A 25,625-nucleotide genomic window follows, 5' to 3' on the forward strand; every position below is an offset into this window, starting at 1 on the left:
TTTTTTTACACGCCTGTCGACAACGCGACCGCGCGGTCCACCATCTGCGGCGCCAGGCCGAGGTAGTTGGCTGGATCGGTCAATCGGTCGATTGCGGCACGATCGAAGTGCTGCGTGACTTCTGGCTGCGCCATCAGTGCCTCGGCCAGTGTGCCGCCCCTCTCGTTCACGATGCGGCAGGCGTCGTAGACGATGTCGTGCGCCTGCTGGCGGCCGGTGTAGGGGGCCAGGCCCATCATCACTGCCTCGGCTACGATCAGGCCTCGGGTGATGCCGAGGTTATGCTTCATGCGGTCGGTATCGACGATCAGGCCACCAAGGGCGAACTTCGCCTGGTGCAGGGCGCCGGCAGTGAAGATGAAACTCTCGGGAATCGCGATCCACTCGGCATGCCACGGCCCGGTGGCGCGCTCGAAGTCTTGCACCATCGCATCGACCATCAGACCGGCGTGCTGGCGCACCGCTTTCGACGCGGCCAGCATCAGCTCGCTGGAGATCGGGTTGCGCTTTTGCGGCATGGTGCTGGATGCGCCACGCCCCTTGACGAAAGGCTCGTACACCTCGGCAAACTCGGTCGAAGCCATGATCATGATGTCGAGCGCGATCTTGCCGAGGGAGCCGGTGATCAGCGCGAGCAGGTTCACCGCCTCGGCAAAGCCGTCACGCGCCACATGCCAGGTGGTTGCCGGCACGCCCAACCCAAGTTCTTCGGCCATCGCCCGCTGCACGTCGAAGCCCTTGTCTCCTAGCGAGGCCAGTGTGCCCGCCGCGCCGGCAAACTCCACCACGGCCACCCGCGGGCGCAGCTCAGCCAGGCGCTGCTGGTGGCGGTCGAACATGGCGAGCCAGATCGCTACCTTGTAGCCAAAAGTGACCGGCAGCGCCTGCTGCAGGTGGGTGCGACCGGCCATGGGCGTGTCGCGATGCTTGGTCGCAAGGCCGGCGAGGATGCCGCGCAGTTCGCGGATATCGGCGTCGATGCTGTCGAGCGCGTCGCGCACCTGCAGTGCCACCGCGGTGTCCATGATGTCCTGCGTGGTCGCGCCCCAGTGCACGTAGCGGCCGGCGTTGCCGCACATGCCCACGAGCTGGTGCACCAGCGGCAGGATCGGGTAGCCGACAATGTCCGTTTCTTCGCGCATATGGTCAAAGTCGATGCGCTCGATGCGCGACTCGCGGGCAATCACCTCCGCCGCCTCGGCCGGAATCACGCCGATGCGCGCCTCGGCCTTCGCCAGTGCGATCTCGGCGTCAATGTAGCGCTGGATCAGCGCCCGGTCAGAGAAGATCTCGCGCATCTTGGCGGTGCCAAAGGCATCGCGAAACAGGATCGAGTCAACAACAGTGCTAGCCATTGGGACGGAGAAAGTGGACATATCTGCCTCTGGGGTAAATTGCTGGATTCGCGAACACAAGCTAATATGTCCGGACATGTCGAACTATAATATGTTCGAACATATTCGCAACCATGGGTTTACCCTAGCGCCATGAACACGCATGCTCCCCTCACCATGACGAAGCCCAACTTCTCGGCCATTGCGCGTGATCTGACGGAAGGCATCCGATCCGGCCAGTTCCCGGTCGGCTCCTTGCTGCCGACGGAGCTTGAGCTGGTAGCGCACTACGGCACGAGCCGCCACACAGTGCGAGCCGCTCTCGCCGAACTACAGGAACTCGGCCTGCTGTCGAGGCGCAAGAATGTGGGAACCCGAGTCGAGGCAGCCGCGCCTACGAAGGGCTTTCGTCCCTCGCTGGCATCCGTGGAGGATCTCGTGCAATTTGGCGCCGCGCATCTGCGCGTGGTGAAGGCGATCGAGGAAGTGACGATGAGCGGTGCGCAAGCCAAGGAGCTCGGCTGCGCCAGCGGCACGCGCTGGCTGCGCATCTCGAGCTTGCGCATGGATGGTGATGCAAATACGCCGCCCATCGCCTGGACCGATGTGTATATAGACCCAGCCTATGCGGAGATTGGCGACATCGTGCGCGCGTCGCCGGGTGTCCTGATCAGTTCCTTGATCGAGGCACGCTACGGCCGCTGCATTGCCGAGATCCGCCAGGATGTGCGCGCCTTCAATGTTGGCGACACCGAAATTTCACGCACCCTTGGGCTGACGCCGGGAAACGCTGCGCTCAAGATCGTGCGATCCTATTTCGATGCAAGCGGCCACGTGTTCGAGGTTTCGGTCACGGTGCATCCGGCCGAACGTTTTTCGCTATCCATGCGGCTGCAGCGTTCGACCGGATAAGTTGTCCTGAGAGATGTTGAGAGATGGGATACGCGCGCCCCTGGTCACCCGCATCAAACCGGCCTACGCCGCGAGGTCGGAATCGTTGAGTCCGACTGCGATGAGATTGCTGGCGTCTTCGCGAAATGGCGAGACTACTCCTGCGTCCCCGCCTTGAAACGATAGACGACCAACTGGTCAGTCCCCGACTCAGCCGTCCAGACTTCGCCCGGGCGGCCGAGCATTTGCCGCACGTTGGCGTGCGGCCGCGAAAGGGTAAAGCTTTCAAAGCGACCAGTTTGCGGGTCGAAGCGCAAGATGACATTCGCGCCCCAGTCGCTTAGCCACACTTTGTCGCGTTCGTCGACATACACGGCATATGCGTGAGGGCCGTCACCGGGCAGGCGCCACTCACGCCAGCGCTCGGTGGCTGGATCGTAGGCGCCAAGCTTGCCGGCGGTCCATTCGCTGATCCACAGAGTGCCTTTGGAGTCCGACCAGATGCGGCGTGGGCCTGCGTACGGCGTGGGCGGCACGATGACATGCGCGGCGCCCGTAGCCTTGTCGATGCGGGCGATATAGTTGCCAGCCAGTGAAGCGTAATAGACATCGCCGCCAGGGGTCATGGTGATGCCGTATGGCCCCGCCCCATTAGGGGCATCGAACATGCGTATGCGGCCTACGGGATCGAGTTCCCCGTAGACGCCATTTTGTCCGGTAAACCAAAGGTGCCCCTGTGCGTCGAACACGGCGGTGTTCAAATTGGCATTCGGGTGCCCGGGTGGGAGGGGGAATCGCTTCAAGGCGCGCGTGGCAGGGTCGACACGTACGATTGCGTTCTGGCCGCCGTCAGTGACCCAGGCCGCTCCGTCTGGCCCGACGATGACACCGTGCGGCGCGGCATCGCGACCGAGCGGGATGTGCGTGGTCTTGCCGGTCACCGGATCTAGCCGCCCGAGCGCGCCAAGCGGCTGGGCCGTGTACCACACGGAACCGTCCTGGGCGGGCGCCACGTCGTGGGGATGCGCGCCGGCCGGCACTGCATAGCTTTGGATGCGCACCGATGCGGCGCCCTGGGCGCCAGCCAGTGAGGCGGCTCCAGCCAGAACGCATGCAGCGAGTACAGACGAGAGAGCAGGTGCGCGCATTGCTGCCTCCTTCCTGATGACGCCTTATTATAGTTTTTGCACCGTCCGGTAAGCGCCCATGATGCTGCTCCCAACCCTGAAAGGATGGTCAACGCGAACTTGAGCGTCCACGTTGAGATACACCACTATCGCCGTCAATCAAGGGCGCAGCCTGGAAGGCCGCGTGGATGGCAGAGGACACTACCTCGGCCGGGCAAACGCCACGGAATTCTCCGAGCGCCTTGGCAGGTCACGATGTGGCCTTCAGATGTGGGCACCGAACAACGCGCCGACAATGCCCGTGCCGGCCATGGCGATCACGCCCCACGTGAGTATTCGCGACGTGCCGGGAATGATCGGGGCACCACTCAGGCGAGCGGCCGAAATACCCAAGACCATCAGGAAAGCCAGCGAAACCGCAACGATGGTGGCAATCAGGGTGGATGGGGGCGCAACGAACGCGGCCAGCAGCGGTCCGACTCCCCCGATCGCGAAGCTAACGGAGGATGTGAGTGCAGCGATGATAGGCTGCGGCGATGAGGCGTCGGAGATGCCAATGTCATCGCGCATATGCGCGGCGAGCGCATCGTAGGCCATCAGTTTCTCGGCCACCTGGCGCGCAAGCTCCGGATCGAGACCGCGTCGAACATAGATTCTCGCCAGTTCTGCCACCTCCTCCGGATACTCGGTTTCAAGCGCCAATTGTTCGATCTCAATATCGGCATGTTCGATATCCGACTGTGCGCTGACCGAGACGTATTCTCCCGCACCCATCGACAACATCCCGGCGGCAAGACCAGCAACCCCCGCGGCGAGGATGCCGCGTGGATGCGTTTGCGCAGCAGCGACGCCGATCATGAGACTCGACATAGACAACAGGCCGTCATTTGCGCCGAGCACCGCGGCACGCAGCCAGCCCGCGCGATGCGTGCGGTGGATGTGAGTAGCCATGTTTCCTCCATGAACAATCCTTTGCCGACTCATTCCCCCTCCTAGGGCCGGTAGGCTCAGGAGGGGGTCAAGTCGGCGGCAGCCGCGAGGCTGCCTTTGCGCCAAGCTATGGTTGCGGGCGGCTTTTCTGGTGTTAAAGTTGCCGCATGCAAACCGGCTACCGATTCCGCTGTTACCCCACGCCAGCGCAGCAAGCCATTCTGCTGCGCTGGATTGGTTGCCAGCGCTTCATCTACAACGCGAAAGTTGGTGAGGATCGATATTACCGGTCATTCCAGCGCAAGACGTTGGCCTTGGCGGGGCAACATCCTCCGATTGACCAGGAATACGCGCGTTACAAGAACGCGGAGCTAACGCCCTGGCTGTCCGAAGTCCCATCACAGGTGCTGCGCAATGGCGCGGTACGCTGGAAGCAGGCATACAGCCGGTTCTTCCAGAAGCTGGGTGGACGCCCGACGATTCAGCGCAGGAGCGGCCCACAATCGATCTGGCTCACGAGCGAGCTGTTCTCGTTCCAACCGATTGCCGACACGCCGACCGGCGAGACACGCTATCGCCTGCACGTCGGCAAGAGCAAGTTCCCGGTGGGCGGCATCCCCTACACCGCTCACCGGCCTCACACGATGCCGGCTAGCATCACGCTGACGATCGACGCCGGGCGATGGTACGTCGCCTTCAGCGTGGACGATGGGCTGCCGGCGGTGACGCAGGAAGAGATCGCAGCGGAGCTGGCGACCTGGTCCGAAGCCGATCTGCGCGCCGCGGCGGTAGGCGTGGATCGTGGCATTGCGGTGCCCGTGTACGCTAGCACCGGGCAGACTGCCGCCCTGAGCCGCGTCCAGCAGCAACGGATGGAAAAGAAGGAGCGCGCCCGCCAGCGCTGGCAGCGCCGGATGGCGCGCCGGACCAAAGGCTCATCGGGATGGCGCAAGGCCAAGTACCGCGCCGCGCGATGCCAACACTATGCCAAGAACGTGCGGCAGGACTTCGCGCATCAGACCAGCTACCGCCTGGTAACAGGCGAGGAAACGCGGTTGGTGGTGTTCGAAAATCTGCGCGTCAAGGCGATGAGCGCACGGCCAAAGGCCAAGCGGGACGAGTCGGGCAAGTGGCTCAAGAACCAGGCTCGCGCCAAGGCGGGACTCAACAGCAGGATTCTGGTGAGCGCCTGGGGCAGGACGCTCACGCTCGCACAATACAAGGCGCTGCGACGAAACAAGCTCGTCGTCACCGTGCCGCCGCATCACAGTTCGCAGGAGTGTAGCCGGTGCGGCCACACCCACCCGGACAACCGGCCGTCGCAGGCCGTGTTTGTCTGCCAAGGCTGCGATTTCCGTGCCAACGCCGACCACAATGCGAGCGAGGTGATTCGCGATCGTGGTGTGGCACTGGTCCGGTCGGGCGAGTTCTCGGCCAAGGGCAAGAAGAAGACGATGCGCCTCAGAAACAAGGTAGGGGCGGGATGCTCCGAACCGGGGTCCGAAGGGACCTCTACGCCAGGGGAGACTCGAGTAAGACACCGGGCGGGCAACCGCACGGTGCATGAGTCGCCGAACCCGGAAACCCCCGCTACAAGCCGAAGGCTTTAGTCAGCGGCGGGAGTATTCATTAGCAGAACACCGTCGCAAGTGCCGACGGCCAATTCCGCAAGCATCTTCCAAGGCCTTCCCTCGACCCCGGAGCAGGCTGCAGAAGTCATGCACGACATAACGCATGGTGTACCGCGGGACAGACCGTAGTGAGACGCCATGCTTGCGCCTCCGCCAAGAGGTTGAGCAAGACTTGTTGGGAAGAGAGCCGCGAGGGCCTAATATTAAAAAGTGACATAGCAACACGCTACAAGCAACGACAAGGCACTCATGAAGTATGCCCCTGTACCTCTGGCCCCGACAAAGCTCTCGAAAGCACGAAGAGAATGGCAGGGCGAACAGCCCGATGAGGCTCGCAAGACTGCGCAACTCGGTCAACGTGATCCGCAAAGCAAGCAGATAGCGGATTTGACATAGTTCTCGTTGGAGCAGCAATCGGATCTGAGCCCCGGGATAGGTTCAGAGCATCCGCTGTGCTGGCGGCCTTCCACCACCATCGTGACCGAGTCGTGGAACTCGCCAGGAGCCTCTATTCCGGGGTGTGCCTGAACAGGTGCACGACTACCTGAGCGTGGCGCCGTGCAAGGGACGCCCATGGCGACGCTCTCCCCATGTGTGCCTTGCTCGTGACTTCAGCGGATGGGCGGTAGTCATCCGCCTCACGTCCCGATGCGAGTCCATGAGCGCTCTGTTGAACAGATGAGGGACCCACGATGCGACTGATCGAACCGGATGAACAACAGGACTTTCTTGCGGCCTTGCAGCGCAACGGTCTGGCAGCAAGTGATTTCGAGCTGCTGGAAACGGATACGACTGACCCAAAAGGCGACGAGAACTTCGGTCTGCAAGGCTATGTCACTGTAACCAGACTATCGACACAAGTGACAAGGGAATATCCCATCGGCTATGAAACCGATTGGGTGCAGCATTTCAGGAAAGATCTCGAAGCCGCCGTCTTCGATAAGTCGGAATGAGATCCTGCATGCCATTGCCCGGAAGCGGCCAACGCCTTCTCCTGCCGTGTTGCTTACAGCTTGCCTTGGCTGAGATCCCTTTGGTGGTGTTCCACGGATGCTGCCGGTGATACCGGGCAGATGACTTCTCTGGTGCGCTGAAGGACGGCGTAGCTTGGTCGCCGAGATACCGCTCGCCATGGATCAGGTTTGGGCCGAACTGTGCCAGGCGCGCAGCGGCCACGCACTGCTCATTCCGTCAGGGCTTGTAGCAGCCTGTTCTGGGTGCGCCGTGACTGGGAGCTGCCAGAATGCGGAATCCGTTGTGACCGCGGGTGCAGGCATGATGGGTTCCTCCAGAGAACGCGCGCATAGCGGTATCCAGTCTAGCTGGCGCGTCCATGTCAGCGAATTTGCGCTGCAGACGATACCTGATCGGGCGCTGTCACGTTGAAGCGTCAACGGCATGCGCCGGCCAGGACAGGCATTTGCTGGGAAAGGCTTCCAAGCATCAGGAGATAGGCATGCAGCGCATTACCGAATATCGCGGGTTTGAGATTCACGTGGACCTGGTGAGCCTATCGGAGGACATGTTCGAAGCGTGGTTTAGTATCAGTGGCCCGTTTCGACCACCCGGTGTCGCAGCAATCGGGGAGCGCATTAAATTACACGGCGGGCCGTTTTCCCGTCGGTGGGCGCATCTGGTTGCAGAATTGGCGGGCAGGGCGGCAATCGATCTCATTCTGGGCGTCGAATAGGATTGTGTCGCGTCGGGAAATGGTGGTGCTTCAGGGGGCCCGGCCCGTACCAGGCGGGCCGGTGATCAGAGCGCTGCCCGAGGCTTACGCCGAAGATGATGCTGGCAAGGCTTGCCAGCATCATCCGGTTAGCGAAACTGAAGAGGAAAGACCAGGGTGATGCCGGGTGATGGTTGCGGCACGTAGGCTACGGGAGGCGGCGCATAGACGTAGCCCTGGTTATCATAGCCATTGCCACCGCGATGGTCATAGCGTTGATTGCCATGCCAGTCGCCGCGATGCTCCTGATGGCATCGAAGGATGCCGAGAGCCCTGATACTGGCCGCGCTGCTGCTGGCTGGGATGGTCGTGGTTGTATTCGCCGAACGCCGGCGTCGCCCACATGCCGTCATCGTCAGGCCCAATGCCGTGGCGATCCTCGCGCTTGTCGAGCGCGTCCGACTTGACCAAGCTGTTGAGGTTTTCACAATAGTCTCCTGTGTTTGAGCGGGAACCCTAGCCCCACCGCACGGCTTGCACCTGCGGCTATAGCCCTGGTTCAGCGTTCAGTTGACCTTTGACGCATGGTGCCCCCTGGTCCGGAAGATCATGTCGGCATTCTTTTTCTGGACGGCCGACATGCTGTTGTACAGATCCTGGAAGACGGGCGTGAGCTTCCTGATGCCATCGGCATGCGCGTCGGCTATCTCCCCATAGGACTGGAGGTCGCGCACAGCGGTCATGTCTTTGACATCATTTTCCCGCGCTTGTCGTAGCGATTCCATCCTGCTCGCATTTTCGCGCATGACCTGCGCGACCTTCTGCCAGAGTTGCTCCTGGGAGGCGGTGATCTGGAGCTTCGTATGAAGATCGCTGATGCGTGTCTCGATGCGGTCTTGCTTCGCAATCCTCAAAACATGTGCGACCCCCTGCGCATCGGTGGCCGCGATGGCTCCGGCAGGACCGGTAAGCGCCATCATGGAAAGAATCGCGGCGGCCCGCAGCAAAAATACGGTCTTCGGCTTGAGCGAATTAACAGCGAGTTTCATCTCCATTGGGATTCACATTACTTCGCCGGAAGCTAGTCAGCGTTGGCGGTGCGATCAAATACTTTTTGTACGCCGAATACCGGCTCGTGTCTGTCCGGCACCGGACAGGGATCAGGGGCTGACGCAGCGGGGGCTTCGGATCGGTTACGCAGCGATCCCGAGTGCTGACTGGCGATGGAAATCTGCAAGCGCCCGTCATCGTACCGGCAGCGCGGCGATTCAGTGGCGGCCATATCCAGCGGATCTGTTTCTGCATTTCCGTACGCTTTCGTACCGCATTCGCATCGCCCTTTGCATATGCTCAAACTATCTGGAGACACTGGAGTTGACGATGCAAAGGCGAAGATTCATCTTGATAGCGACCGGAACGGTCGCGGCAATTGGCGCTACCCTTCCGGGTTGCACGACGACCGGAGAATCCAGTACTAGCGGCAACCAGGCCGACAAGCGCCACACCATCGATGCGGGCGTCGATTCGACCCTCGCACGCCTGTACAGCACCGCCAACGGCTCGCGTGAGCTGGTCGGAAAGGCCCGTGGCGTGCTGGTATTTCCCTCGGTGATCGCAGCCGGATTCTGGTTCGGCGGCCAGTATGGAGAGGGCTCCCTGCGCGTCGGCGGCGCTACGGTGGGGTACTACAGCACCACGACCGCTTCCTTCGGACTGCAGATTGGCGCGCAATCCAAGGCCCTTGTCTTTCTGTTCATGACCCAGGATGCGCTCGAACGATTCAGGAATAGCGAAGGCTGGTCGGCCGGCGGCGATGCATCCGTTGCGGTACTAAAGGTGGGGGCAAATGGCAGTATCGACACCAACACCGCTACCGCACCGGTGGTGGCGTTCGTGCTCACCAACAACGGGTTGATGGCCGGTGTGACGCTCGAGGGAACGAAGGTCACGAAGTTGAAGACAATCTAACCACGGCGGGTTGCAGAGCGCGACGGAGCAAAAAGTGGGGTGCCCGGGTTTCCATTCATCTGGCCCGGGCACACCATTTTAAAATGGCCGCTCGAGCGCAAGGCGAGGGCGGGCCCGCTCCTTAGAATCATCCATGGGCTGGTAGACGCACGACTAGAGTGCCACTCGCAGACGGCCGCGAACGACAACTGCCCCTTCCTCATGCGCGCCGCCTGACGCCTCGAGCCAACAACAGCAAAACTAGAAGACAGGAGTTCGCCCATGCGCGAAGCGATGCAACTCGTCCCTATGGTCGTCGAACAATCCAGCCGGGGAGAACGGTCCTTCGACATCTTTCGCGGCTTCTGCGCGAGCGAATCGTTTTCCTGAACGTTGAGGTCAACGATACGGTATCCGCATTAGCCTGCGCGCAGCTCCTTTTCCTGGAAGCCGCGCACCGCAGTGACGGCCCCCTGGCACCTTGCGCGAGCAGGAGGCGTGTTGCATCCACCGGTTGAACCCGCACCGATGAGCGGACGGTCAAGACGCCACTGTTGTATGTCGGCTGTATGCCTGGAGCGTGCGCGACGGCGGCGCCTGACGCTGGTGATCGCGCCGCCCTGGCGAGCGGGGGCCACAGATGTCATGATGGCGGGGTGCGGGCGGAGCCAAGGCGGCATTTTCGGCCGGCGAGCCCGTATTCCACCCACGGCCCTCTTGGGCGCGGGCACGGCGGGCGCGGCCGGGATCGCCGCGCGCACCAGGGCGGTACAGCGCGAGGCCAGCGCCGGCGGCGCGGGCGTGAAGGCAATAACAAGGAGGAGGAATATGCAAGGCAGGGAAACACAGGGGATGTCCCGGGAGCGGCTCGGGCGGGTCGAACGTTTCGTCGACGAAACCTATATCGCGACCGGCAAGCTGCCCGGCGCCCTCATCCAGGTGTGGCGGCGCGGCGAACTGGCCCTGAACTCGGTGCTGGGCCTGGCCGACCGAGAGCGGCAGGTTCCATTGGCCGAGGATTCGATCTTCCGTATCTACTCGATGACAAAGCCGGTCACATCGGTGGCGGTCATGATGCTGGTCGAGGAATGCAAGATCGCTCTGGACGATCCGATCAGCAAGCACATCCCGGCATGGGAAAACCTGGGCGTCTACGCCGGGGGCTTCATGGAAAGCTTCCAGACGCGCCCGGCTGCACGCCCGATGCTCGTGGTCGACCTGCTGCGCCACACCTCCGGTCTGACCTATGGTTTCCAGCAGAACAGCAACGTCGACGCGGCTTACCGCAAGCTGAAACTGGGCGAGCTCGCCACCGACGGCACGCTGGACGATATGATCGAGAAGCTGGCCAAGCTGCCGCTCGAGTTCTCGCCGGGCGAGGCCTGGAATTACTCCGTCTCCACCGACGTGCTGGGCTACCTCGTCGGCAAGGTCAGCGGGATCCCTTTCGAGACCTTCCTGAAGGAACGGATATTCGATCCGCTTGGCATGGTCGACACCGCTTTCTACGTGCCGGAAGAGAAGGCGTCGCGCTTCTGTGCCTGCTACTCCGTGGGAGCGCTCGGTTCGAAGGTGGTATCCACGGGCGGACCGGTCCTGCAGGACGATCCTCGCACCAGCCCCTACCTGAAGCCGCCCAGCTTCATCTCGGGCGGCGGCGGCCTGGTGTCCACCGCTGCTGACTACATGCGCTTCGCGCGCATGTTGCGACAAGGCGGCGAGCTTGACGGGGTGCGCCTGCTGGGGCCGAAGACGCTGGCGCTGATGACCACCAACCATCTGCCGGGCGGGGTGGACCTGCCGCGCATGTCGCGCTCGATGTTCAGTGAGGCCACCTACGATGGCGTCGGCTTCGGGCTCGGCTTCGCCACCACGGTGGCGCCGGCGACCACGCTGATTCCCGGCAGCGCTGGGGACTTCTTCTGGGGCGGTGCGGCCAGCACCTTCTTCTGGGTCGATCCGCAGGAGGACCTGATCGGACTGTTCCTGACCCAGCTCTTGCCCTCGTCCGCCTACCCGGTGCGCCGCCAACTGCGCACGCTGGTCTACAGCGCGATCACAGAGCCGGGCGCCGCTGCCCGCTAAGCGCCCGGCGAGCCGTTACACACGATGTCGAGCCTGAATTCGGATGTCCGGTCTCGGGCAAGCTTAAAATGCACGCTTGTGAGAATGCGCCCCCGCGCAAGGTATGCAATCGGTTTTCTGATGGTGCAGCGGCAAAAGCAAAGCCGCCACGCACTGGCCGACTGCCTGCCAGGCGCACCAAGAATCTGAAATTGGAAAGATGAAGACGAGAACTTTGATCATTGCGTTCATGCTGGCCGCCCTCAGCTCGCTGGCACATGCGAGCCTGGCTACGGGTGCCCACGAGTTCAAGAACGACGTCAAGACGGCAGGGAAGAAGACCGGGCATGCTGTGCGCGATGCCGCGCACGCGGTTGGCCGCGGTGCGAAGACGGCCGGCCATGCCGTAGCTGATGAAACAAGGCATGGCTATCACGCGACAAAGAAGTTCGTGACAGGGCACGAATAGGCGTCGGAAAAAGTCGTGGCAAGCGTTGTCCACCCTGCGATCAACGGTCGCAGGACTGGCCTAACGCAGACGTGACAAAGATGGATTTAGCCATTGGCAGCCGGTCGGAAGCCCTTTCTCCTGCAAGCCTGTTTCGGCGGGGGTACTGGTTGATGCACCACTGCCGCTGCCTTTGGGGCAACGATCTTGCCAGGCGCTTCGAACGGTTTAAGCCTTCGCGCTATCGTGCTATCGCGCTTGGTCAGCTTCAGGCCAAGACGAACAATGAGGGTTCAAAGTCATGAACGACAAGCGAGATGTAGCGCCAGACAGCACAGCAGCGCGAGTCGCCTTGTGGCGCGCTCTGCATGTCGAGGCCGACTCCCCGCCGCATGTGCTGGAAGACGAAATCGGCCTAAAGCTGCTGGCCCCGGACAAGGACTGGCGCCGCCGCGGGGATATGGACCCGCAGTTCACGCGTCCCTTCCGCGCCTCGATCGTGGCTCGTGCTCGCTTCATTGAGGACCTGGTCGTGGAACAGGCCGGCCGCGGGGTTAGCCAGTATGTCATCCTCGGCGCCGGCCTTGACAGCTTCGCGCAGCGCAGGCCGGAGATGGCGTCCCGCCTCAGGGTGTTCGAGATCGACCAGTCAGGTCCTCAGGCATGGAAGCGTCAGCGCCTGATCGAGCTCGGCTTCGGCGTGCCGGACTGGCTGCGTTTCGTGCCGGTCGATTTCGAGGCGAGGGGGGCCTGGCGGGACGGGCTCGTGGCTGCGGGCTTCGATGACAGCAAGCCGGCAATCGTGGTCTCCACGGGCGTCAGCATGTACCTCACCAAGGATGCGAACGCGGCCACGCTGCGCCAGGTTGCGGCCCTCGCCCCGGGATCGACGCTCGCCATGACGTTCCTGCTCCCGCTGGCGCTGGCGGACCCCGAGGTACGTCCCGGGCTTGAGATGGCGGAGAAGGGGGCGCGGGCAAGCGGGACCCCTTTCCTCAGTTTCTTCACCCCGCCGGAGATCCTGGCGCTGGCCCGCGAAGCTGGCTTTGGAGAAGCACGGCACGTCTCGGCGGCCGATCTTGCCCGACGCTACTTCGCGGGCAGGACAGATGACCTGCGCCCGCCAAACAATGCGGAGGAACTGCTGGTGGCAAATACATAGCTGCCCGCGCACGCTGCCTCAGTTCTACTTTCACGTGAATACCGCGTACGCCATTCTCCGTAACCGCGGTGTCGAACTCGGCAAGGCGGTCTACATCTCGCAACATGTTCACGTACATCCGCCCCGAAGCGATGCCGAAATGCTGATTCCATAAAGCCATTGGCGAATGTCTGCTCAAGGGCATCAGCTGGACATCATGGCGCCTCCGTTGCCTATGGCAAATGTCTGCCAGGAAGTGTAGGCACCTTGCCGCGCGCATTAGTGGCGGGCGCTCCGTGTCGGTCGATGGCTCGCGTGCGTACCCTGTCCCGGCCTGCCGCATTAAGCCCATGGCTGTCGGGCAGGCCGCGGCTGCCCACGTAATTATCCGCACGGCCACCGAAAGCGCCGATCCTGACTTCCTCGCCCATCCCCCCGACAACGTGCTGCGCCTGGGCGGCTCCCGAGGTCGCCGCCAGCATGGCAATTGCCATCAGGGGAAACGAGAAGATCTTGTTCATGCGATTTTCCTGCTTTTCGTGTAGTACGGCATGCCACTGTATTGTCTGCCGCAGTCCTTTGGGCTCGGGGAGCATAAAGCGACTGGATCCCCCCGGTTGTAATCAATTGTTAATGCCCGTCATGTGCTCGTCACCTTGGGCACCACCAGCCAAACCAAACCACGCTTTGTCAGGGCTGCCGGCGACGCGCTTTCCGTTTGACCACACCAAACGTACATCAGTACTGAAGCCCGGCGTGAGTCCCGCCAGAAAGCCGAAAATCAGCGCGAATGCAACTTGAACAATCCTTTGCCGACGCATTCCCCTTAGGGCCGGTAGGCTCAGGAGGGGGTCAAGTCGGCGGCAGCCGCGAGGCTGCCTTTGCGCCAAGCTATGGTTGCGGGCGGCTTTTCTGGTGTTAAAGTTGTCGCATGCAAACCGGCTACCGATTCCGCTGTTACCCTACGCCAGCGCAGCAAACCATTCTGCTGCGCTGGATTGGCTGCCAGCGCTTCGTTTACAACGCGAAAGTTGGTGAGGATCGATATTACCGGGCATTCCAGCGCAAGGCGCTGGCCTTGGTGGGGCAACATCCTCCGATTGACCAGGAATACGCGCGTTACAAGAACGCGGAGCTAACGCCCTGGCTGTCCGAAGTCCCATCACAGGTGCTGCGCAATGGCGCGGTACGCTGGAAGCAGGCGTACAGCCGGTTCTTCCAGAAGCTGGGTGGACGTCCAACGATTCAGTGCAGGAGCGGCCCACAATCGATCTGGCTCACGAGCGAGCTGTTCTCGTTCCAACCGATTGCCGACACGCCGACCGGCGAGACACGCTATCGCCTGCACGTCGGCAAGGGCAAGTTCCCGGTGGGCGGCATCCCCTACACCGCTCACCGGCCTCACACGATGCCGGCTAGCATCACGCTGACGGTCGACGCCGGGCGATGGTACGTCGGCTTCAGCGTCGACGATGGGCTGCCGGCGGTGACGCAGGAAGAGATCGCAGCGGAGCTGGCGACCTGGTCCGAAGCCGATCTGCGCGCCGCGGCGGTAGGCGTGGATCGTGGCACAACGGTGCCCGTGTACGCTAGCACCGGGCAGACAGCCGCCCTGAGCCGCGCCCAGCAGCAACGGATGGAAAAGCAGGCGCGCGCCCGCCAGCGCTGGCAGCGCCGGATGGCACGCCGGACCAAAGGCTCATCGGGATGGCGCAAGGCCAAGTACCGCGCCGCGCGGTGCCAACACTATGCCAAGAACGTGCGGCAGGACTTCGCGCATCAGACCAGTTACCGTCTGGTAACAGGCGAGGAAACGCGGCTGGTGGTGTTCGAAAATCTGCGCGTCAAGGCGATGAGCGCACTGCCAAAGGCCAAGCGGGACGAGTCGGGCAAGTGGCTCAAGAACCAGGCTCGCGCCAAGGCGGGACTCAACAGCAAGATTCTGGCGAGCGCCTGGGGCAGGACGCTCACGCTCGCACAATACAAGGCGCTGCGACGAAACAAGCTCGTCGTCACCGTGCCGCCGCATCACAGTTCGCAGGAGTGTAGCCAGTGCGGCCACACCCACCCGGACAACCGGCCGTCGCAGGCCGTGTTTGTCTGCCAACGCTGCGACTTCCGTGCCAACGCCGACCACAATGCGAGCGAGGTGATTCGCGATCGTGGCGTGGCCCTGGTCCGGTCGGGCGAGCTCTCGGCCAAGGGCAAGAAGAAGACGATGCGCCTCAGAAACAAGGTAGGGGCGGGATGCTCCGAACCGAGGTCCGAAGGGACCTCTACGCCGGGGGAGACTCGAGTAAGACACCGGGCGGGCAACCGCACGGTGCATGAGTCGCCGAACCCGGAAACCCCCGCTACAAGCCGAAGGCTTTAGCGGTGGGAGTATTCATGGACTCCCCCTGCATACCGGTGCGATCGACGGCGGCGATGCGGTTGCGGCCATTGTCCTTGGCGTGATACAACTGCGCGTCGATCAGGTTGATGAACGCGGTCGAGTCCACTCGTTCGGTCGGCACGATCGTGCCGCCACCGAAGCTGGCCGTCACGCACTGGTTGTACGGCGAGCGCACGTGCGCAATCGCTTCTTCCGCAATCTGAGCGCGGCACCGTTCGGCGATTTTCACGGCGCTTTGCGCATCGGTGTCGGCCAACACCAGCATGAATTCCTCGCCGCCGAAGCGGCCGAGAAAATTGTCGGGGCCGGCCACTTCGCCCAGCAGGCGGGCGAACCGCTTCAGACATTCGTCGCCCTGCAGGTGGCCGTAGTAGTCGTTGTACGACTTGAAGAAATCGATATCGATCATGATCAGCGACAGCGGTTTGCCGGATTCAGCCCAGCAGCGCTTCGGTCTGTGGGCCGATATATGCGAATTCCATAGTCGCCCAGTCGATTTTCCAGGGGATGACCTTGGTCGATTCCAGCAGGGTCCGGTAGACCGCGCTGTCGTCGTCGCCGAACACGCGGTTCGGCGGGGCGAGGGATTCTTTGTGCCGCAAGAACGCGGCCCGTAGTGTGATATCCGGGTTGTCGTGGCTCGTTATGCTGGCGGTCACTGGAGTGATACTTGTTGTATCAACGGCAGCGCGCACCGATTCCTGAAGGACCGGAATTCAGTGATCGGTGATTGGCGACAGCCCGCCGGCCGGATGGATGGCAACTGATCGCATGGGGTCGAATGACCGCGCGGCTGCCCGAGATACTTTCCCGGCGCCTGGCGCCTGCCTACACTTGCGCGGCTGGCGTCTTCGGGGATTCTCCATCCGCCGCGGGCTCCACATACCGGCTCACGCGGGAAATCTCGATGTCATTGGGCCGGACGAGCTGATCCGCGTCGTCCACCAGCGCGGCGCGCACCTGGCGGCCCTCAGTGCACGTGAGCAGCTCTACCGGCCCTTTCCCGCTGGCCGCCAGGTGGCGGTCGCCCCATTGCATCAGGCCGACGACGACGGGCAGCAGCTCCACGGCAGCGCGCGTCGGCCGGTACTCAAAACGTTCCCGCTCGCCCGGTTCCCGATAGCTCACCTTGCGCAGGATGCCGGCCTCGGTCAGTGTCTTGAGCCGAGCCGACAACACGGCGGGGGAGCACTGCAGCCGCTCCAGGAATTCGTCAAAGCGCCGGATGCCGTGAAAAACGTCGCGCAGGATCAGGATCGTCCACTTCTCGCCAATCAGCGAGAGAGTCGCGGCAATCGAGCAGTTGCGGAGTTCTTGGGTGGTCAGATCCATGGATTCAGCATAGCAGGCTAACTTCATTTGCAAAAGTCAGGGTATAGCCTATACTTCTGACTACGAAATATGAAGTCAGGAGTCGGACATGCAGCCCTCGGATCACCTCAGCCTAGCCGGCCAAGGCCGCCAGACCGGCAGTGGCTGGCGTGCTGCTTGCCCGGAATGCGCCGAGACCTGGCAACTGAGCGGTGGCGAGCGGGTAGTCGTGCGCGCCGTGCGGGCGGCCGATGCCGAAAGGGAGCGGGCGTTTGTCCAGGCGCTGTCGCGCGAGAGCCGCTATTACCGCTTCCTGACTGGCGGGCGCGTGTCCGACGCGGTGATTGACCTGTTTATCGAGAGCGACGCCGGCCTGGCGCTGGTGGTCACGGCGGAAGTGGATGGGCTGCCGATGATCGTCGCCAACGGCAACTACGTGGTGACGCGTGGCGAGGACGGTGAGGTCGGCGAGTTCGCCGTGGCGGTGGCCGACGACTGGCAGGGCAAGGGCATCGGCCGCAGGCTGATCCAGCGCCTGCGCGACGCGGCGGCGGGCGCCGGGCTGCATCGGCTGCGCGGCGATGTGCTGAGCGAGAACCGCCGCATGCTGGCGCTGATGCGGGAGTTCGGTTTCTCCACCCGGCGCAACCCGGAGGACAACCTGCTGTATGAGGTGAACCTGGTGTTGGGCGGGCTGGCCGGCAATCGCGCGCAGCCAGTCGCGGCGCGGCTGTCGGCTGCCTAGGCCTTGGCCTTGGCGGCTGCGCGCTTGCGCGATCCGGCCGTCATCGTGCATCCAACCGACGCGGTGATGATGCTGGCAATCGCCAGCCATTGCTGCGTATTCAGCGTCTCGTGCAGGAACGCGAGCCCGGCCAGCGCGCCCATGGCGGGTTCCATGCTCAGCAGGATGCCGAAGGTGCGGCGCGGCAGCCGCTTGAGCGCCACCATCTCCAGCGAATAGGGAATGGCGCTGGAAAGCAGTCCAACCGCCAGCCCCGCCACGAGCAGCGACGGGCTGAACATGGCCGTGCCGGCATGCGCCAGCCCGAAGGGCAGCACCACCAGCGATGCCATGGTCAGCCCGAGCGAGGTAGCTTGCCCGCCGTGCGCGTTGCCTGCCATCTGCCCGAAGATGATGTACAGCGCCCAGCCCACGCCTGCCGCCAGCGCGTAGCCGATGCCCACGGGATCGAGCGTGGCAACGTTCTCCCCGAGCGGCAACAGCAACAGCAAGCCTGCCACCGCAAACGCAATCCAGAGGAAGTCGATGGCCCGCCGTGACGACGACACGGCTACCGCCAGCGGCCCGGTGAACTCGATGGCAATCGCCAGCCCGAGCGGGACGGTGCGCAGCGACATATAGAACAGCAGGTTGGTGGCGCCCAGCGCCGCGCCGTAAAGCGCGATCACGCGGGCGTTGGCCAGGCTTAGCGGCATCCGCCAGGGCCGCCACACGCACAGCAGGATCAACGCCGAAAAGCTCACCCGCAGCGCCGTGGTGCCCTGGGCGCCAACCTCGGCAAACAGGCTCTTGGCAAACGAGGTGCCGATGCAAAGCGAAGCCATCGAACCGATCAATGCCAGCACGGCAATCAGGGTGGCACTCTGTTTCAGGCGATTCAGCGGCAATTGCGACTCTCAGGCGATTCTGCGAGCCCGAATCTTGAACGATCCTGGCCCGGCTGGCTAGGCCGCGATGTGCTGCAAGCGCACAGCGTAGCGTTCCCCCGCGGCAGCCAGCGCGTGGTCGTCCAGCTTGCCCGCCTCGAAGAGCAGGAAGGGCTCGGACCAGGGCAGGCCGCATCGGTTGGCGGTGGCCTGCAAGGGGCGCAGCAACTCGGCAAGCGGGAACAGATTGACGCCGCCCGGTCCGTAGGCTTGCGGCACATTGCCCGCGGTGGCGGCTACCAGCATGGGCTTGCCTTCCAGCGCGCGGCCTTCAGTCTCATAGGCGATATAGAACATGCGGGTCAGCACGGCGTCCTGCCAGGCCTTGAGCAGGGCGGGCGTGGCGTACCACTGGAGCGGGAACTGGAAAACGATGCGGTCCGCGCCAAGCAGCCGGCGGACTTCGGCGTCCACATCGATGGCGCCGTCCGGATAGAGGGCGTAGAGGTTGGCGATCTCCACGCCGGGCAGCGCACTGGCCGCACGGCACAGGGCGCGATTGGCCTTGGATTGGTCGAACCGGGGATGGAACAGCAGGATCAGGGTCTTGGACATGATGGGCTCCAGTTGGTAGTGCCGTGGTGATGTCTCAAGAATGCCGTTTCACATTAAATTACTCCAATGGATAGTTTGTATGTTCTATTATCCATTTCATGAATTTACGTGCGATCGACCTCAACCTGCTGACGGTGCTGGACGCCTTGCTCGACGAGGCCCACGTTTCGCGGGCCGCGCAGCGCGTCGGGCTGTCCCAGCCGGCAGCCTCCAGTGCGCTGGAGCGGTGCCGCCACCTGTTCAAGGATCGCCTGCTGGAGCGCGCGCCTGGCGGCATGCAGCTCACGCCGAAGGCGCAGGCCCTGCGCGCGCCGCTGAAGCTGGCGCTGGCCTCGGTTGCGGCGGTGATTGGTGCGCCCGAAGTGGACCTGGCGAGCTTGTCGCAGACGGTGCGGGTGCGGATGGCCGATCACCCCGCCGTGCTGGTGGCGCGGCAGTTGCACCGGCAACTGGCCGCTAGCGCGCCGGGCCTGAACCTGGTGCTCCAGCCCTGGCAAGGCGCCGACGCCGCGCTCGATGCGCTGGCGCGCGGCGACAGCGATCTGGCGGTATCGGTGTTCCCGGCGCCGGGCTTGGATTTCCGGCGGCGGCCGCTATTGCGCGAGCACTATGTGGTGGCCATGCGGCGGGGGCATCCCGCCTCCAGGGATTTCACGCTGGCGCGTTGGCTGGATTATCCGCATGTGCTGGTATCCGGCCGTGGCGACATCCAAGGGCCGCTGGACGATGCACTGGCCGGGCTGGGCCTGGCGCGGCGCGTCGGTATGGTGGTGCCGAGCTTCATGATGGTGCCGCCGCTGCTGGCCGATTCCGACCTGATCGCCATGCTGCCCAGCCGCTGCCTGCCCGAGGATCCGGCGCAGGCCCTGGCGACCTTCGCGCCGCCGGTGGCGGTGGAGGGCTTTTCCCTCCACCTTGCCTGGCATGTCCGCCGCGACGACGATGTGGCCGTGCGGCATGTGGCGGGCCTGATCGAGGGCCTGCTGGCGGCGTAGCTTAGTAGTTGAGCGCCACGTTCAGCATGACCGTGCGGGGATTGCCCACCGGCACGATGTTGTTGCTCAGGCCGCCAGCGTAGTACGCCTTGTCGAACACGTTCTTGACGTTGAGCGCGGCCTTCCAGTGCGATGCCACATAGCCCACGCCAAGGTCTGCCACCGCGTAGCCGGGCACCGTGTAGTTGAAGGTGTAGCCGCGCTTGGCGCTCTCCGCGCGCATGCCGGCGCCGGCGTACCAGCCCGCCAGCGGCCCGCGGAAATGCTTGGTGCCCCACAGCGAGACGCTGTGCCGGGGCACGTTGTTGAGCGGCTTGCCCACGTTGGCGGCAACGGTGTCTTCCGTGACCTCGCTGGCAATATAGGCATAGGCGCCGGCCAGGCTCCAGCCGCCGCCAAGATCCGCCGTCAACTCTGCCTCCAGCCCGCGCGTGCGCTGTTCGCCCGTGGCAATGCTGAAGCCGGTATTGACCGGGTCCGAGCTCAGCACGTTACGCCGCGTCAGGTCGAAGGCGGACAGCGTCAGCAGGCCGCTCTTGCTGGGCAGGTCGAACTTGATGCCAACCTCAGCCTGGCGCCCCGTCTCGGGCTTGAAGGTGCCCCCGTTGACGTCGGTGCCGCTGTTGGGCAGGAACGAGGTCGCGTAGCTGACATAGGGGCGTGCCCAGCTGGTCAGGTCGAACATCAGGCCGGCACTGCCGGTGACGGCCCGCGCGGTGTCTTCCGTGCGCGCGGCAAGCAGGCGGTCGGTGGTGCTCGTGCGTGCCGTGTCATGGCGCAGGCCGGCGGTGAGCAGCCAGCGCTCGGCAAACCGCACCTGGTCGCGTGCGTAGAAACCCAGCGTGCTGACGTTGTCTTCCTGGCTCAGGCTGTAGGCGCTGGGGCAGTTCACGGTCGCGCCATAGACCGGGTTGTAGACGTTCAGCGCCGCGACGCGGCAGGTGCGCTGCAGGCGGCTCTCGTTGCTGCGGTTGTAGTCCACGCCGAGCGTGATCTCATGCTGCTGCCCCGCGATCTCGAAGCGCCGCTGCAGGTTGGTATCCACGCCGATGGTGGTGCCGGAGAAATCCTGCTGCGTGCCGCTGCGGTTGAGCAACTGGCTGTTGACGGCCATGGTCCCGCCCGCGATCAGCGTGCCGGCCAGCGACAGCGTCTGCCAGCGGAAATTCTGGTTCAGCGTCCAGCCGGAATCGAAGCGGTGGGTCAGCGCATAGCCCAGCCGGTTCTGCTCACCGTCGTACGGCGCCAGGCCCGGCTCGCCGGTAAAGCGGCTGTTGGGCAGGGTGCCGTTGCGATTGGCGCTCAGGGTGCCATTCACGGGCAGGCCTTGCTGGCGCACGTATTGCCGCTCGTTGTGGCTGGCCAGCAGGGTCAGGTCGGTACGCGCGCCCAGGTCCAGAGACAGCGACGGCGCGATATAGCGGTTGCGGTAATACACGTAGTCGGTCGCGTCATCGCTGTTCATTGCCAGGGCGTTTACGCGTAGCGCCGCCTTGCCGTTCTTCGACAGCGGCGTGCCGACATCCGCCGTGACCTGGCGCAGGCCGTAGTTGCCCACCGTGAGCCCAAGCTCGCCAAACAGTTCCGGCTTGGGGTGCTTGCTGACGATATTCACCATGCCGCCCGGCTGCACCTTGCCGAACAGCACCGAGGCCGGGCCCTTGAGCACTTCCACGCGCTCCGCGCCGAACAGCTCTTGCGCCACGCGGTTGTTGGACTCGACCAGCAGGCCATCGACAAAGACGGATTCGGAGGCGCGCTGGCCGCGGATGATGAAGTCGTCCCAGCCGCGCCGGCCGTAGACATTGGTGACCACGCCGGCGGAATTGGCCAGCGCGTCGCCAAGGGTTTGCGCCTGCTGGCTGTCCATCAGGTCGCGCGTGATCACGGTGATGGACTGCGCGCTGTCTGCCGCGGACGTGCCGGACTTGGTCACGCCAGCCGCGCGGCGCGTGGCAAAGCCGGTGTCGGCGCGGGGATCTTCGGCGGCGCTGACCGTGACGGACGGCAAGGTGGTCTCGGCGTCCGGGGCGGTCTGGGCCAAGGCGGGGGAGAGCAGGCAGCCCAGGGTGACCGGGGCAATCAGTTGGCGGGTGAGCATGGCGCGGCGAGAGTGCTGAAAGCGCCGGATTGTAAATGATAATGATTATCGTTTGTGATAGTTTTGCAACAATCTCGACAGGGTCTGCTCGGGCGCGGTCACTCGGAAAGCGTAGCGCCGGCTTCCACCTGACTTACTACGTGACTTAGCACGTGACCTACCACCTTGCTTTCCAGCTCGTGCCCGGCAGACTATGGTGACTAGGAGACTGGAACCGGAGAACACCATGGAATCGTCAGCATCCCCGCGCCGCATCGTGATCACAGGCGCCGGTGGCGCGCTGGGCCGCGCCGTCACCCAGGCGTTCGCGGACGAGGGGGCACGGCTGGCCCTGATCGACCGGGACGTGGAAGTCCTGCGCGCGCATGCGCCGATACCCGAGGCCGCGGGCTGGCATCTGTTGCTGGCAGCGGACGTGACCTCGACGGACAGCATGGCCGTGGCGGCGCGCAGCATCCTTGACGCCTTCGGCGGCGTGGATGTGCTGGTGCACGTGGCCGGCGGCTTCGAGATGGGCGAGCCCGTGCATGCGCTCAGCCGCGAGTCCTGGATGCGGATGATGGATCTGAACGCCTGGTCGCTGGTGGCGGTCACGCAGTATCTGGTGCCCGCCATGCTCGCGCAGGGCGCCGGCAAGGTCGTGGCTGTGACCGCGCGTGGCGCCGCTAGCGGCGGCGCCGCAATGGGCGCCTACTGCGCGTCAAAGAGCGCGTTGCAGCGTCTGGTGGAGAGCCTGTCGCATGAGGTGCGCAGGGCTGGCATCAACGTCAACAGCGTCGCGCCGGGTACGCTCGACACCCATGCCAACCGCCAGGCCATGCCGGCCGCCGATCCGTCCGGCTGGGTCTCGACCTCGGCGGCGGCGCGCGCCATCGCCTTCCTGGCCTCGGACGCGGCGCAGGCCATCCATGGGCAGCACGTGGTGCTGGATGGGCTGAGTTGAGTGGGGGAGTTGAGTGGCGTTGAGTTATGCCTTGCGCCGCGCCAGCGGCAACGTCGCCAGCCGCTCCAGCACGATGGCCCGCATGCCCGCTGGCGCCGGCAGTTGCTCCAGCAATGCTGGCCAGCGCTCGTGTGCCATCGCCACGGCGTCTTTCACGGCAGCGGTGGCGATGCGCTCGGCGATCCTGGCCTCGCGCGCGAATTCGCGGTAGGTCTGCAGGGTTTGCTCGCGCTGCTGGCGGTCGATGGCCACGTTCTGGCCGAAGCCGGCAAAGCCCGGCAGGGCGGCCACGCTGACGATGTCGTAGGCGGGCGAGAGCTCGGGTGCGATGCCGTTGCGGTACAGGAAGGAGAAATTCTTCAGGTGGGCGTCGCTGTTGCCCAGCAGTGTGTTGACGGCTTGGCGGATAAAAAACTGCCGCACGTCTTCGATGCCGCGCACGCTGAGGCGCTCCAGCAGTTGCACCAGGGCGACGTAGGCGTTGTGGCCGGCGTACTTGCGGTTGGGCATGCGGGTGAGCAACTGGCAGCCGTCCTCGGCATGCACGCGCCCGCCGGGCTCGCGGTCGAAGCGGTCCACGGCGAGGAACTGCAGGTCGGCGCCCAGGGCATCGGCCAGGCCTTCCACTTCGATGGCGGCAAGCGGCACGGGCCGGCATGGCGCCACCGCTACGCCGGCGGCCTGCGCCAGTTGCATCGAGACGTATTCGTTGAAGACCTGGCTGTCGTCGTTGCGTGCGGGCAGCTTGGCGATCAGGTCGGAGAGGTGCCCGTGGGTGGGCAGGGTGTAGCGCTTGCCGGCATGCGCGGTGGACAGCGCGAGCTTGTTCTGAACGCCCGAGACCGAGGCCGCGCCTTCGGTGGCGCCTTCGATCACGGCAATTTCCAGGTTGTCCGCGCCGCCCGTCACGCCGACGGTGCGCACGTGCTCGGGCAAGGCGTCGATGGGCGCGGGACGCACCACCACCGCGCCCGGCAGGTCGTCGCCGGCAGCGGCCAGGATGCCGAAATCGTCGCGGTCTTCTGGGCTGTGGCGAGTGGCTTCCAGGCGCTTGCGCAACTCGCTCTCGGGCAGCAGTCCGGCGAAGTAGGGCGGCAGCGCCGCGTTGGTGTTGTACAGCGCGGGATGGAAGGGGTTGGACAGCACCGCGGCGGTCAGCGTGTCGTTGCCGGGGAAAGTCAGCGACAGGCTGAGCGTGGGCCGCAGCGGGTCGCCGCGAAAGGCTTCTGCCGGCACGAAGCGGCAGGTGCGCTCGACCTCGCAGAGGTGGCCGCACAGCACGCCGTGCAGGTGCACTTCCAGGTAGCGGGGGCGCAGCCCGGCGCTCATGATGCCTGTTCCAGGAACATTTCCACCGAGGTCTTGGCCTCGCGGTCCGGCCCGCTGTCCTTGCCCTCGATCAGGCGCTTGACGGCGAGCAGGTGCTCGCGTGGCACCAGCACCCATTCCGCATCGAGCGCGGCGCCCACGGCTTCGAGTGTGGAGGCGCGCACATCGCTGCGGCCGCTCAGCGCCGTGATCAGGTTGGACGGCGCCATGCCGATCAGCCGGGCCACTTCCCCCAGCGAGGATTTGCGCGCGGCGCGGCGTGCCTGGAGCTGATCGTAGAATGATGCCATGACATAGTTTCAGATCAAATGATATGAAATAGCATAGCACACGGCTTTGTGCTCTTATGTTAATACATAATTTATAACAACTTATTATGTCATGACATAGTATCGCGCGCGACATGCCGCAAAGGAAGATAGCCAGCGAGCACGGGGCCCGTCGACCCGATCAGGCCGCCTTGCTACGGGCGGCCGCTTGCTCTGCGGATTCCAGTATGCGGAAGCGGCCGAGCTCATCCGGCGCGCACTGCGCAATCAGCCCGGTTTCCCAGGCCAGGTAGGCGCGCGCGGCGTCCTTGTTGCCCTCGTGGCGGTCGTGCACAAAGAACAGGTAATCGATGCGCGCCTCGGGTGGCAGCCGCACCGGCTCGGCGGCCTCGGGGAGGCCCGCGGCCTGCCAGGTGCGGTAGCCCTCCGCCAGCCGGTACACATGCCGGTAGCCAGCGGCCTGCAGATCCTGACCGGCGAGGCTGGCAATGTGCGGCTCGCTGGCAATCAGGATGACCGGCTGGTCGCGGGCGGCGCCGAGGCGCTCGAGCGTGGCGGGCAGGCGCGGGCGGATCGACCAGACCGCGCCTTGCGCATGGCCGCGCGCGTATTCGGCGCTTTCGCGCAGGTCGATGCGCAGCGCGTCGGGCGCTTCGGCGTGCAGCGCGCGCAGCAGACTGGCGTCGAGCACCGGCAGGGCGTGGGCGGGCAGGGTGCGCGGCGGCGCGCTCGCCTTGACGGCGGCGTTGACGCCATGCGCGAGCACCGCGCTCTCATAGCCCAGCTGGTACAGCCAACTAAACACAACGTCTTAAATAATGCAGCATAGTCGTCGTAGTACCTCGTTTGGTCTCTTCCATTGCTGGAAGCAGGC

General features: G+C 64.2%; 25 protein-coding genes and 3 pseudogenes. 14 read left to right on the plus strand and 14 right to left on the minus strand.

The annotated features are described in order from the left end of the window. Window positions 1-5 precede the first annotated feature (5 nt). Window positions 6-1,376 (minus strand): adenylosuccinate lyase family protein, encoded by a 1,371-nt coding sequence (locus tag ACGLHR_RS03565; protein WP_400091949.1) that lies wholly within the window; start codon window positions 1,374-1,376, stop codon window positions 6-8. 135 nt (window positions 1,377-1,511) lie between these two features. On the opposite strand from ACGLHR_RS03565, the gene ACGLHR_RS03570 reads away from it, so the two are divergent. Beyond that, entirely contained in the window at window positions 1,512-2,246 is a 735-nt protein-coding gene (locus ACGLHR_RS03570; protein WP_400091951.1) for a GntR family transcriptional regulator, read from the plus strand. Window positions 2,247-2,380: 134 nt separating this feature from the next. Here the strand turns inward: ACGLHR_RS03570 and ACGLHR_RS03575 are convergent, their stop codons facing one another. Both ACGLHR_RS03575 and ACGLHR_RS03580 read right to left on the minus strand, forming a co-directional pair. Continuing rightward, window positions 2,381-3,373 carry a lyase gene (locus ACGLHR_RS03575; RefSeq protein ID WP_400091952.1) on the minus strand — a complete coding sequence of 331 codons (993 nt, stop codon included), beginning with the start codon at window positions 3,371-3,373 and terminating at the stop codon, window positions 2,381-2,383. Window positions 3,374-3,616: 243 nt separating this feature from the next. Beyond that, window positions 3,617-4,303: a VIT family protein gene (locus ACGLHR_RS03580; RefSeq protein WP_400091954.1), complete on the minus strand. Its 687-nt coding sequence runs from the start codon at window positions 4,301-4,303 to the stop codon at window positions 3,617-3,619. 146 nt (window positions 4,304-4,449) lie between these two features. Here ACGLHR_RS03580 and ACGLHR_RS03585 point away from each other — a divergent pair, with 146 nt between their 5' ends. The 3 genes from ACGLHR_RS03585 (at window position 4,450) to ACGLHR_RS03595 (ending at window position 7,603) form a co-directional block, all read left to right on the plus strand. Next, window positions 4,450-5,892 carry an RNA-guided endonuclease InsQ/TnpB family protein gene (locus ACGLHR_RS03585; RefSeq protein ID WP_400091956.1) on the plus strand — a complete coding sequence of 481 codons (1,443 nt, stop codon included), beginning with the start codon at window positions 4,450-4,452 and terminating at the stop codon, window positions 5,890-5,892. Window positions 5,893-6,605: 713 nt separating this feature from the next. Next, the gene (locus ACGLHR_RS03590) at window positions 6,606-6,866 is read left to right on the plus strand and encodes a transcriptional regulator (protein ID WP_400091957.1); all 261 of its coding nucleotides are present in this window, start codon (window positions 6,606-6,608) and stop codon (window positions 6,864-6,866) included. A 503-nt stretch (window positions 6,867-7,369) separates the two neighbouring features. Then, window positions 7,370-7,603, plus strand: a complete 234-nt coding sequence (locus tag ACGLHR_RS03595; protein WP_318235003.1) for a hypothetical protein — start codon at window positions 7,370-7,372, stop codon at window positions 7,601-7,603. A gap of 246 nt (window positions 7,604-7,849) precedes the next feature. On the opposite strand, the gene ACGLHR_RS03600 is transcribed toward ACGLHR_RS03595, so the two are convergent. Next, window positions 7,850-8,053, minus strand: a complete 204-nt coding sequence (locus ACGLHR_RS03600; protein WP_400091958.1) for a hypothetical protein — start codon at window positions 8,051-8,053, stop codon at window positions 7,850-7,852. A 95-nt stretch (window positions 8,054-8,148) separates the two neighbouring features. Further along, window positions 8,149-8,637: a Spy/CpxP family protein refolding chaperone gene (locus ACGLHR_RS03605; RefSeq protein WP_400091959.1), complete on the minus strand. Its 489-nt coding sequence runs from the start codon at window positions 8,635-8,637 to the stop codon at window positions 8,149-8,151. Between the two features lie 325 nt (window positions 8,638-8,962). On the opposite strand from ACGLHR_RS03605, the gene ACGLHR_RS03610 reads away from it, so the two are divergent. From ACGLHR_RS03610 to ACGLHR_RS03635, 6 genes and pseudogenes are all read left to right on the plus strand, one after another. Then, window positions 8,963-9,550 (plus strand): YSC84-related protein, encoded by a 588-nt coding sequence (locus ACGLHR_RS03610; protein WP_400091982.1) that lies wholly within the window; start codon window positions 8,963-8,965, stop codon window positions 9,548-9,550. A gap of 261 nt (window positions 9,551-9,811) precedes the next feature. Then, window positions 9,812-9,981: pseudogene (locus ACGLHR_RS03615) on the plus strand (ATP-dependent Clp protease proteolytic subunit); the annotation flags it as partial. Window positions 9,982-10,357: 376 nt separating this feature from the next. Beyond that, window positions 10,358-11,614, plus strand: coding sequence for a serine hydrolase domain-containing protein (locus ACGLHR_RS03620; RefSeq protein ID WP_400091960.1), 1,257 nt, complete (start codon window positions 10,358-10,360; stop codon window positions 11,612-11,614). Window positions 11,615-11,813: 199 nt separating this feature from the next. Continuing rightward, a complete protein-coding gene (locus ACGLHR_RS03625) occupies window positions 11,814-12,062 on the plus strand; it encodes a hypothetical protein (RefSeq protein ID WP_318234999.1) in 249 nt (82 codons plus the stop codon). A 280-nt stretch (window positions 12,063-12,342) separates the two neighbouring features. After that, window positions 12,343-13,203, plus strand: coding sequence for a class I SAM-dependent methyltransferase (locus ACGLHR_RS03630; RefSeq protein ID WP_400091961.1), 861 nt, complete (start codon window positions 12,343-12,345; stop codon window positions 13,201-13,203). 13 nt (window positions 13,204-13,216) lie between these two features. Continuing rightward, window positions 13,217-13,349 (plus strand): annotated as a pseudogene (locus tag ACGLHR_RS03635) (DUF1993 family protein); the annotation flags it as partial. A gap of 66 nt (window positions 13,350-13,415) precedes the next feature. Here ACGLHR_RS03635 and ACGLHR_RS03640 read toward each other — a convergent pair. Beyond that, complete coding sequence (locus tag ACGLHR_RS03640; protein ID WP_400091963.1) at window positions 13,416-13,703, minus strand: hypothetical protein; 288 nt, start codon at window positions 13,701-13,703, stop codon at window positions 13,416-13,418. Between the two features lie 410 nt (window positions 13,704-14,113). On the opposite strand from ACGLHR_RS03640, the gene ACGLHR_RS03645 reads away from it, so the two are divergent. Continuing rightward, window positions 14,114-15,556 (plus strand): RNA-guided endonuclease InsQ/TnpB family protein, encoded by a 1,443-nt coding sequence (locus ACGLHR_RS03645; RefSeq protein WP_400091964.1) that lies wholly within the window; start codon window positions 14,114-14,116, stop codon window positions 15,554-15,556. On the opposite strand, the pseudogene ACGLHR_RS03650 reads toward ACGLHR_RS03645, so the two are convergent. Beyond that, a pseudogene (locus ACGLHR_RS03650) lies at window positions 15,537-16,224 on the minus strand (GGDEF domain-containing protein). The gene ACGLHR_RS03645 and the pseudogene ACGLHR_RS03650 sit on opposite strands and share 20 nt — an antisense overlap. A gap of 181 nt (window positions 16,225-16,405) precedes the next feature. Beyond that, window positions 16,406-16,909 carry a winged helix-turn-helix transcriptional regulator gene (locus ACGLHR_RS03655; RefSeq protein WP_400091965.1) on the minus strand — a complete coding sequence of 168 codons (504 nt, stop codon included), beginning with the start codon at window positions 16,907-16,909 and terminating at the stop codon, window positions 16,406-16,408. Window positions 16,910-16,997: 88 nt separating this feature from the next. Between ACGLHR_RS03655 and ACGLHR_RS03660 the strand changes: the two genes are divergently transcribed. Next, window positions 16,998-17,633 (plus strand): GNAT family N-acetyltransferase, encoded by a 636-nt coding sequence (locus ACGLHR_RS03660; RefSeq protein WP_400091966.1) that lies wholly within the window; start codon window positions 16,998-17,000, stop codon window positions 17,631-17,633. Here the strand turns inward: ACGLHR_RS03660 and ACGLHR_RS03665 are convergent. Both ACGLHR_RS03665 and ACGLHR_RS03670 read right to left on the minus strand, forming a co-directional pair. Beyond that, a complete protein-coding gene (locus ACGLHR_RS03665) occupies window positions 17,630-18,520 on the minus strand; it encodes a DMT family transporter (RefSeq protein ID WP_318234994.1) in 891 nt (296 codons plus the stop codon). The genes ACGLHR_RS03660 and ACGLHR_RS03665 overlap by 4 nt on opposite strands. 57 nt (window positions 18,521-18,577) lie before the next feature. Continuing rightward, the gene (locus ACGLHR_RS03670) at window positions 18,578-19,114 is read right to left on the minus strand and encodes an NAD(P)H-dependent oxidoreductase (protein ID WP_400091968.1); all 537 of its coding nucleotides are present in this window, start codon (window positions 19,112-19,114) and stop codon (window positions 18,578-18,580) included. Between the two features lie 98 nt (window positions 19,115-19,212). On the opposite strand from ACGLHR_RS03670, the gene ACGLHR_RS03675 reads away from it, so the two are divergent. Continuing rightward, window positions 19,213-20,109, plus strand: a complete 897-nt coding sequence (locus ACGLHR_RS03675; RefSeq protein WP_400091970.1) for a LysR substrate-binding domain-containing protein — start codon at window positions 19,213-19,215, stop codon at window positions 20,107-20,109. A gap of 1 nt (window position 20,110) precedes the next feature. Here the strand turns inward: ACGLHR_RS03675 and ACGLHR_RS03680 are convergent, their stop codons facing one another. Then, entirely contained in the window at window positions 20,111-22,210 is a 2,100-nt protein-coding gene (locus tag ACGLHR_RS03680) for a TonB-dependent siderophore receptor (protein ID WP_400091971.1), read from the minus strand. A 226-nt stretch (window positions 22,211-22,436) separates the two neighbouring features. On the opposite strand from ACGLHR_RS03680, the gene ACGLHR_RS03685 reads away from it, so the two are divergent. Beyond that, window positions 22,437-23,153 (plus strand): SDR family NAD(P)-dependent oxidoreductase, encoded by a 717-nt coding sequence (locus tag ACGLHR_RS03685; protein ID WP_400091973.1) that lies wholly within the window; start codon window positions 22,437-22,439, stop codon window positions 23,151-23,153. Window positions 23,154-23,177: 24 nt separating this feature from the next. Here the strand turns inward: ACGLHR_RS03685 and ACGLHR_RS03690 are convergent, their stop codons facing one another. The 3 genes from ACGLHR_RS03690 to ACGLHR_RS03700 all read right to left on the minus strand — a co-directional run bounded on the left by ACGLHR_RS03690 (window position 23,178) and on the right by ACGLHR_RS03700 (window position 25,556). Next, window positions 23,178-24,482 (minus strand): type II toxin-antitoxin system HipA family toxin, encoded by a 1,305-nt coding sequence (locus ACGLHR_RS03690; RefSeq protein ID WP_400091975.1) that lies wholly within the window; start codon window positions 24,480-24,482, stop codon window positions 23,178-23,180. Next, the gene (locus ACGLHR_RS03695; protein ID WP_400091977.1) at window positions 24,479-24,772 is read right to left on the minus strand and encodes a helix-turn-helix domain-containing protein; all 294 of its coding nucleotides are present in this window, start codon (window positions 24,770-24,772) and stop codon (window positions 24,479-24,481) included. Before ACGLHR_RS03695 ends, ACGLHR_RS03690 begins: the two co-directional genes overlap by 4 nt. Window positions 24,773-24,932: 160 nt before the next feature. Beyond that, window positions 24,933-25,556, minus strand: coding sequence for a rhodanese-like domain-containing protein (locus tag ACGLHR_RS03700; protein WP_400091978.1), 624 nt, complete (start codon window positions 25,554-25,556; stop codon window positions 24,933-24,935). Between the last annotated feature and the right edge of the window lie 69 nt (window positions 25,557-25,625).

Source organism: Cupriavidus sp. CuC1 (assembly GCF_044627735.1).
Taxonomy (GTDB): domain Bacteria; phylum Pseudomonadota; class Gammaproteobacteria; order Burkholderiales; family Burkholderiaceae; genus Cupriavidus; species Cupriavidus ulmosensis.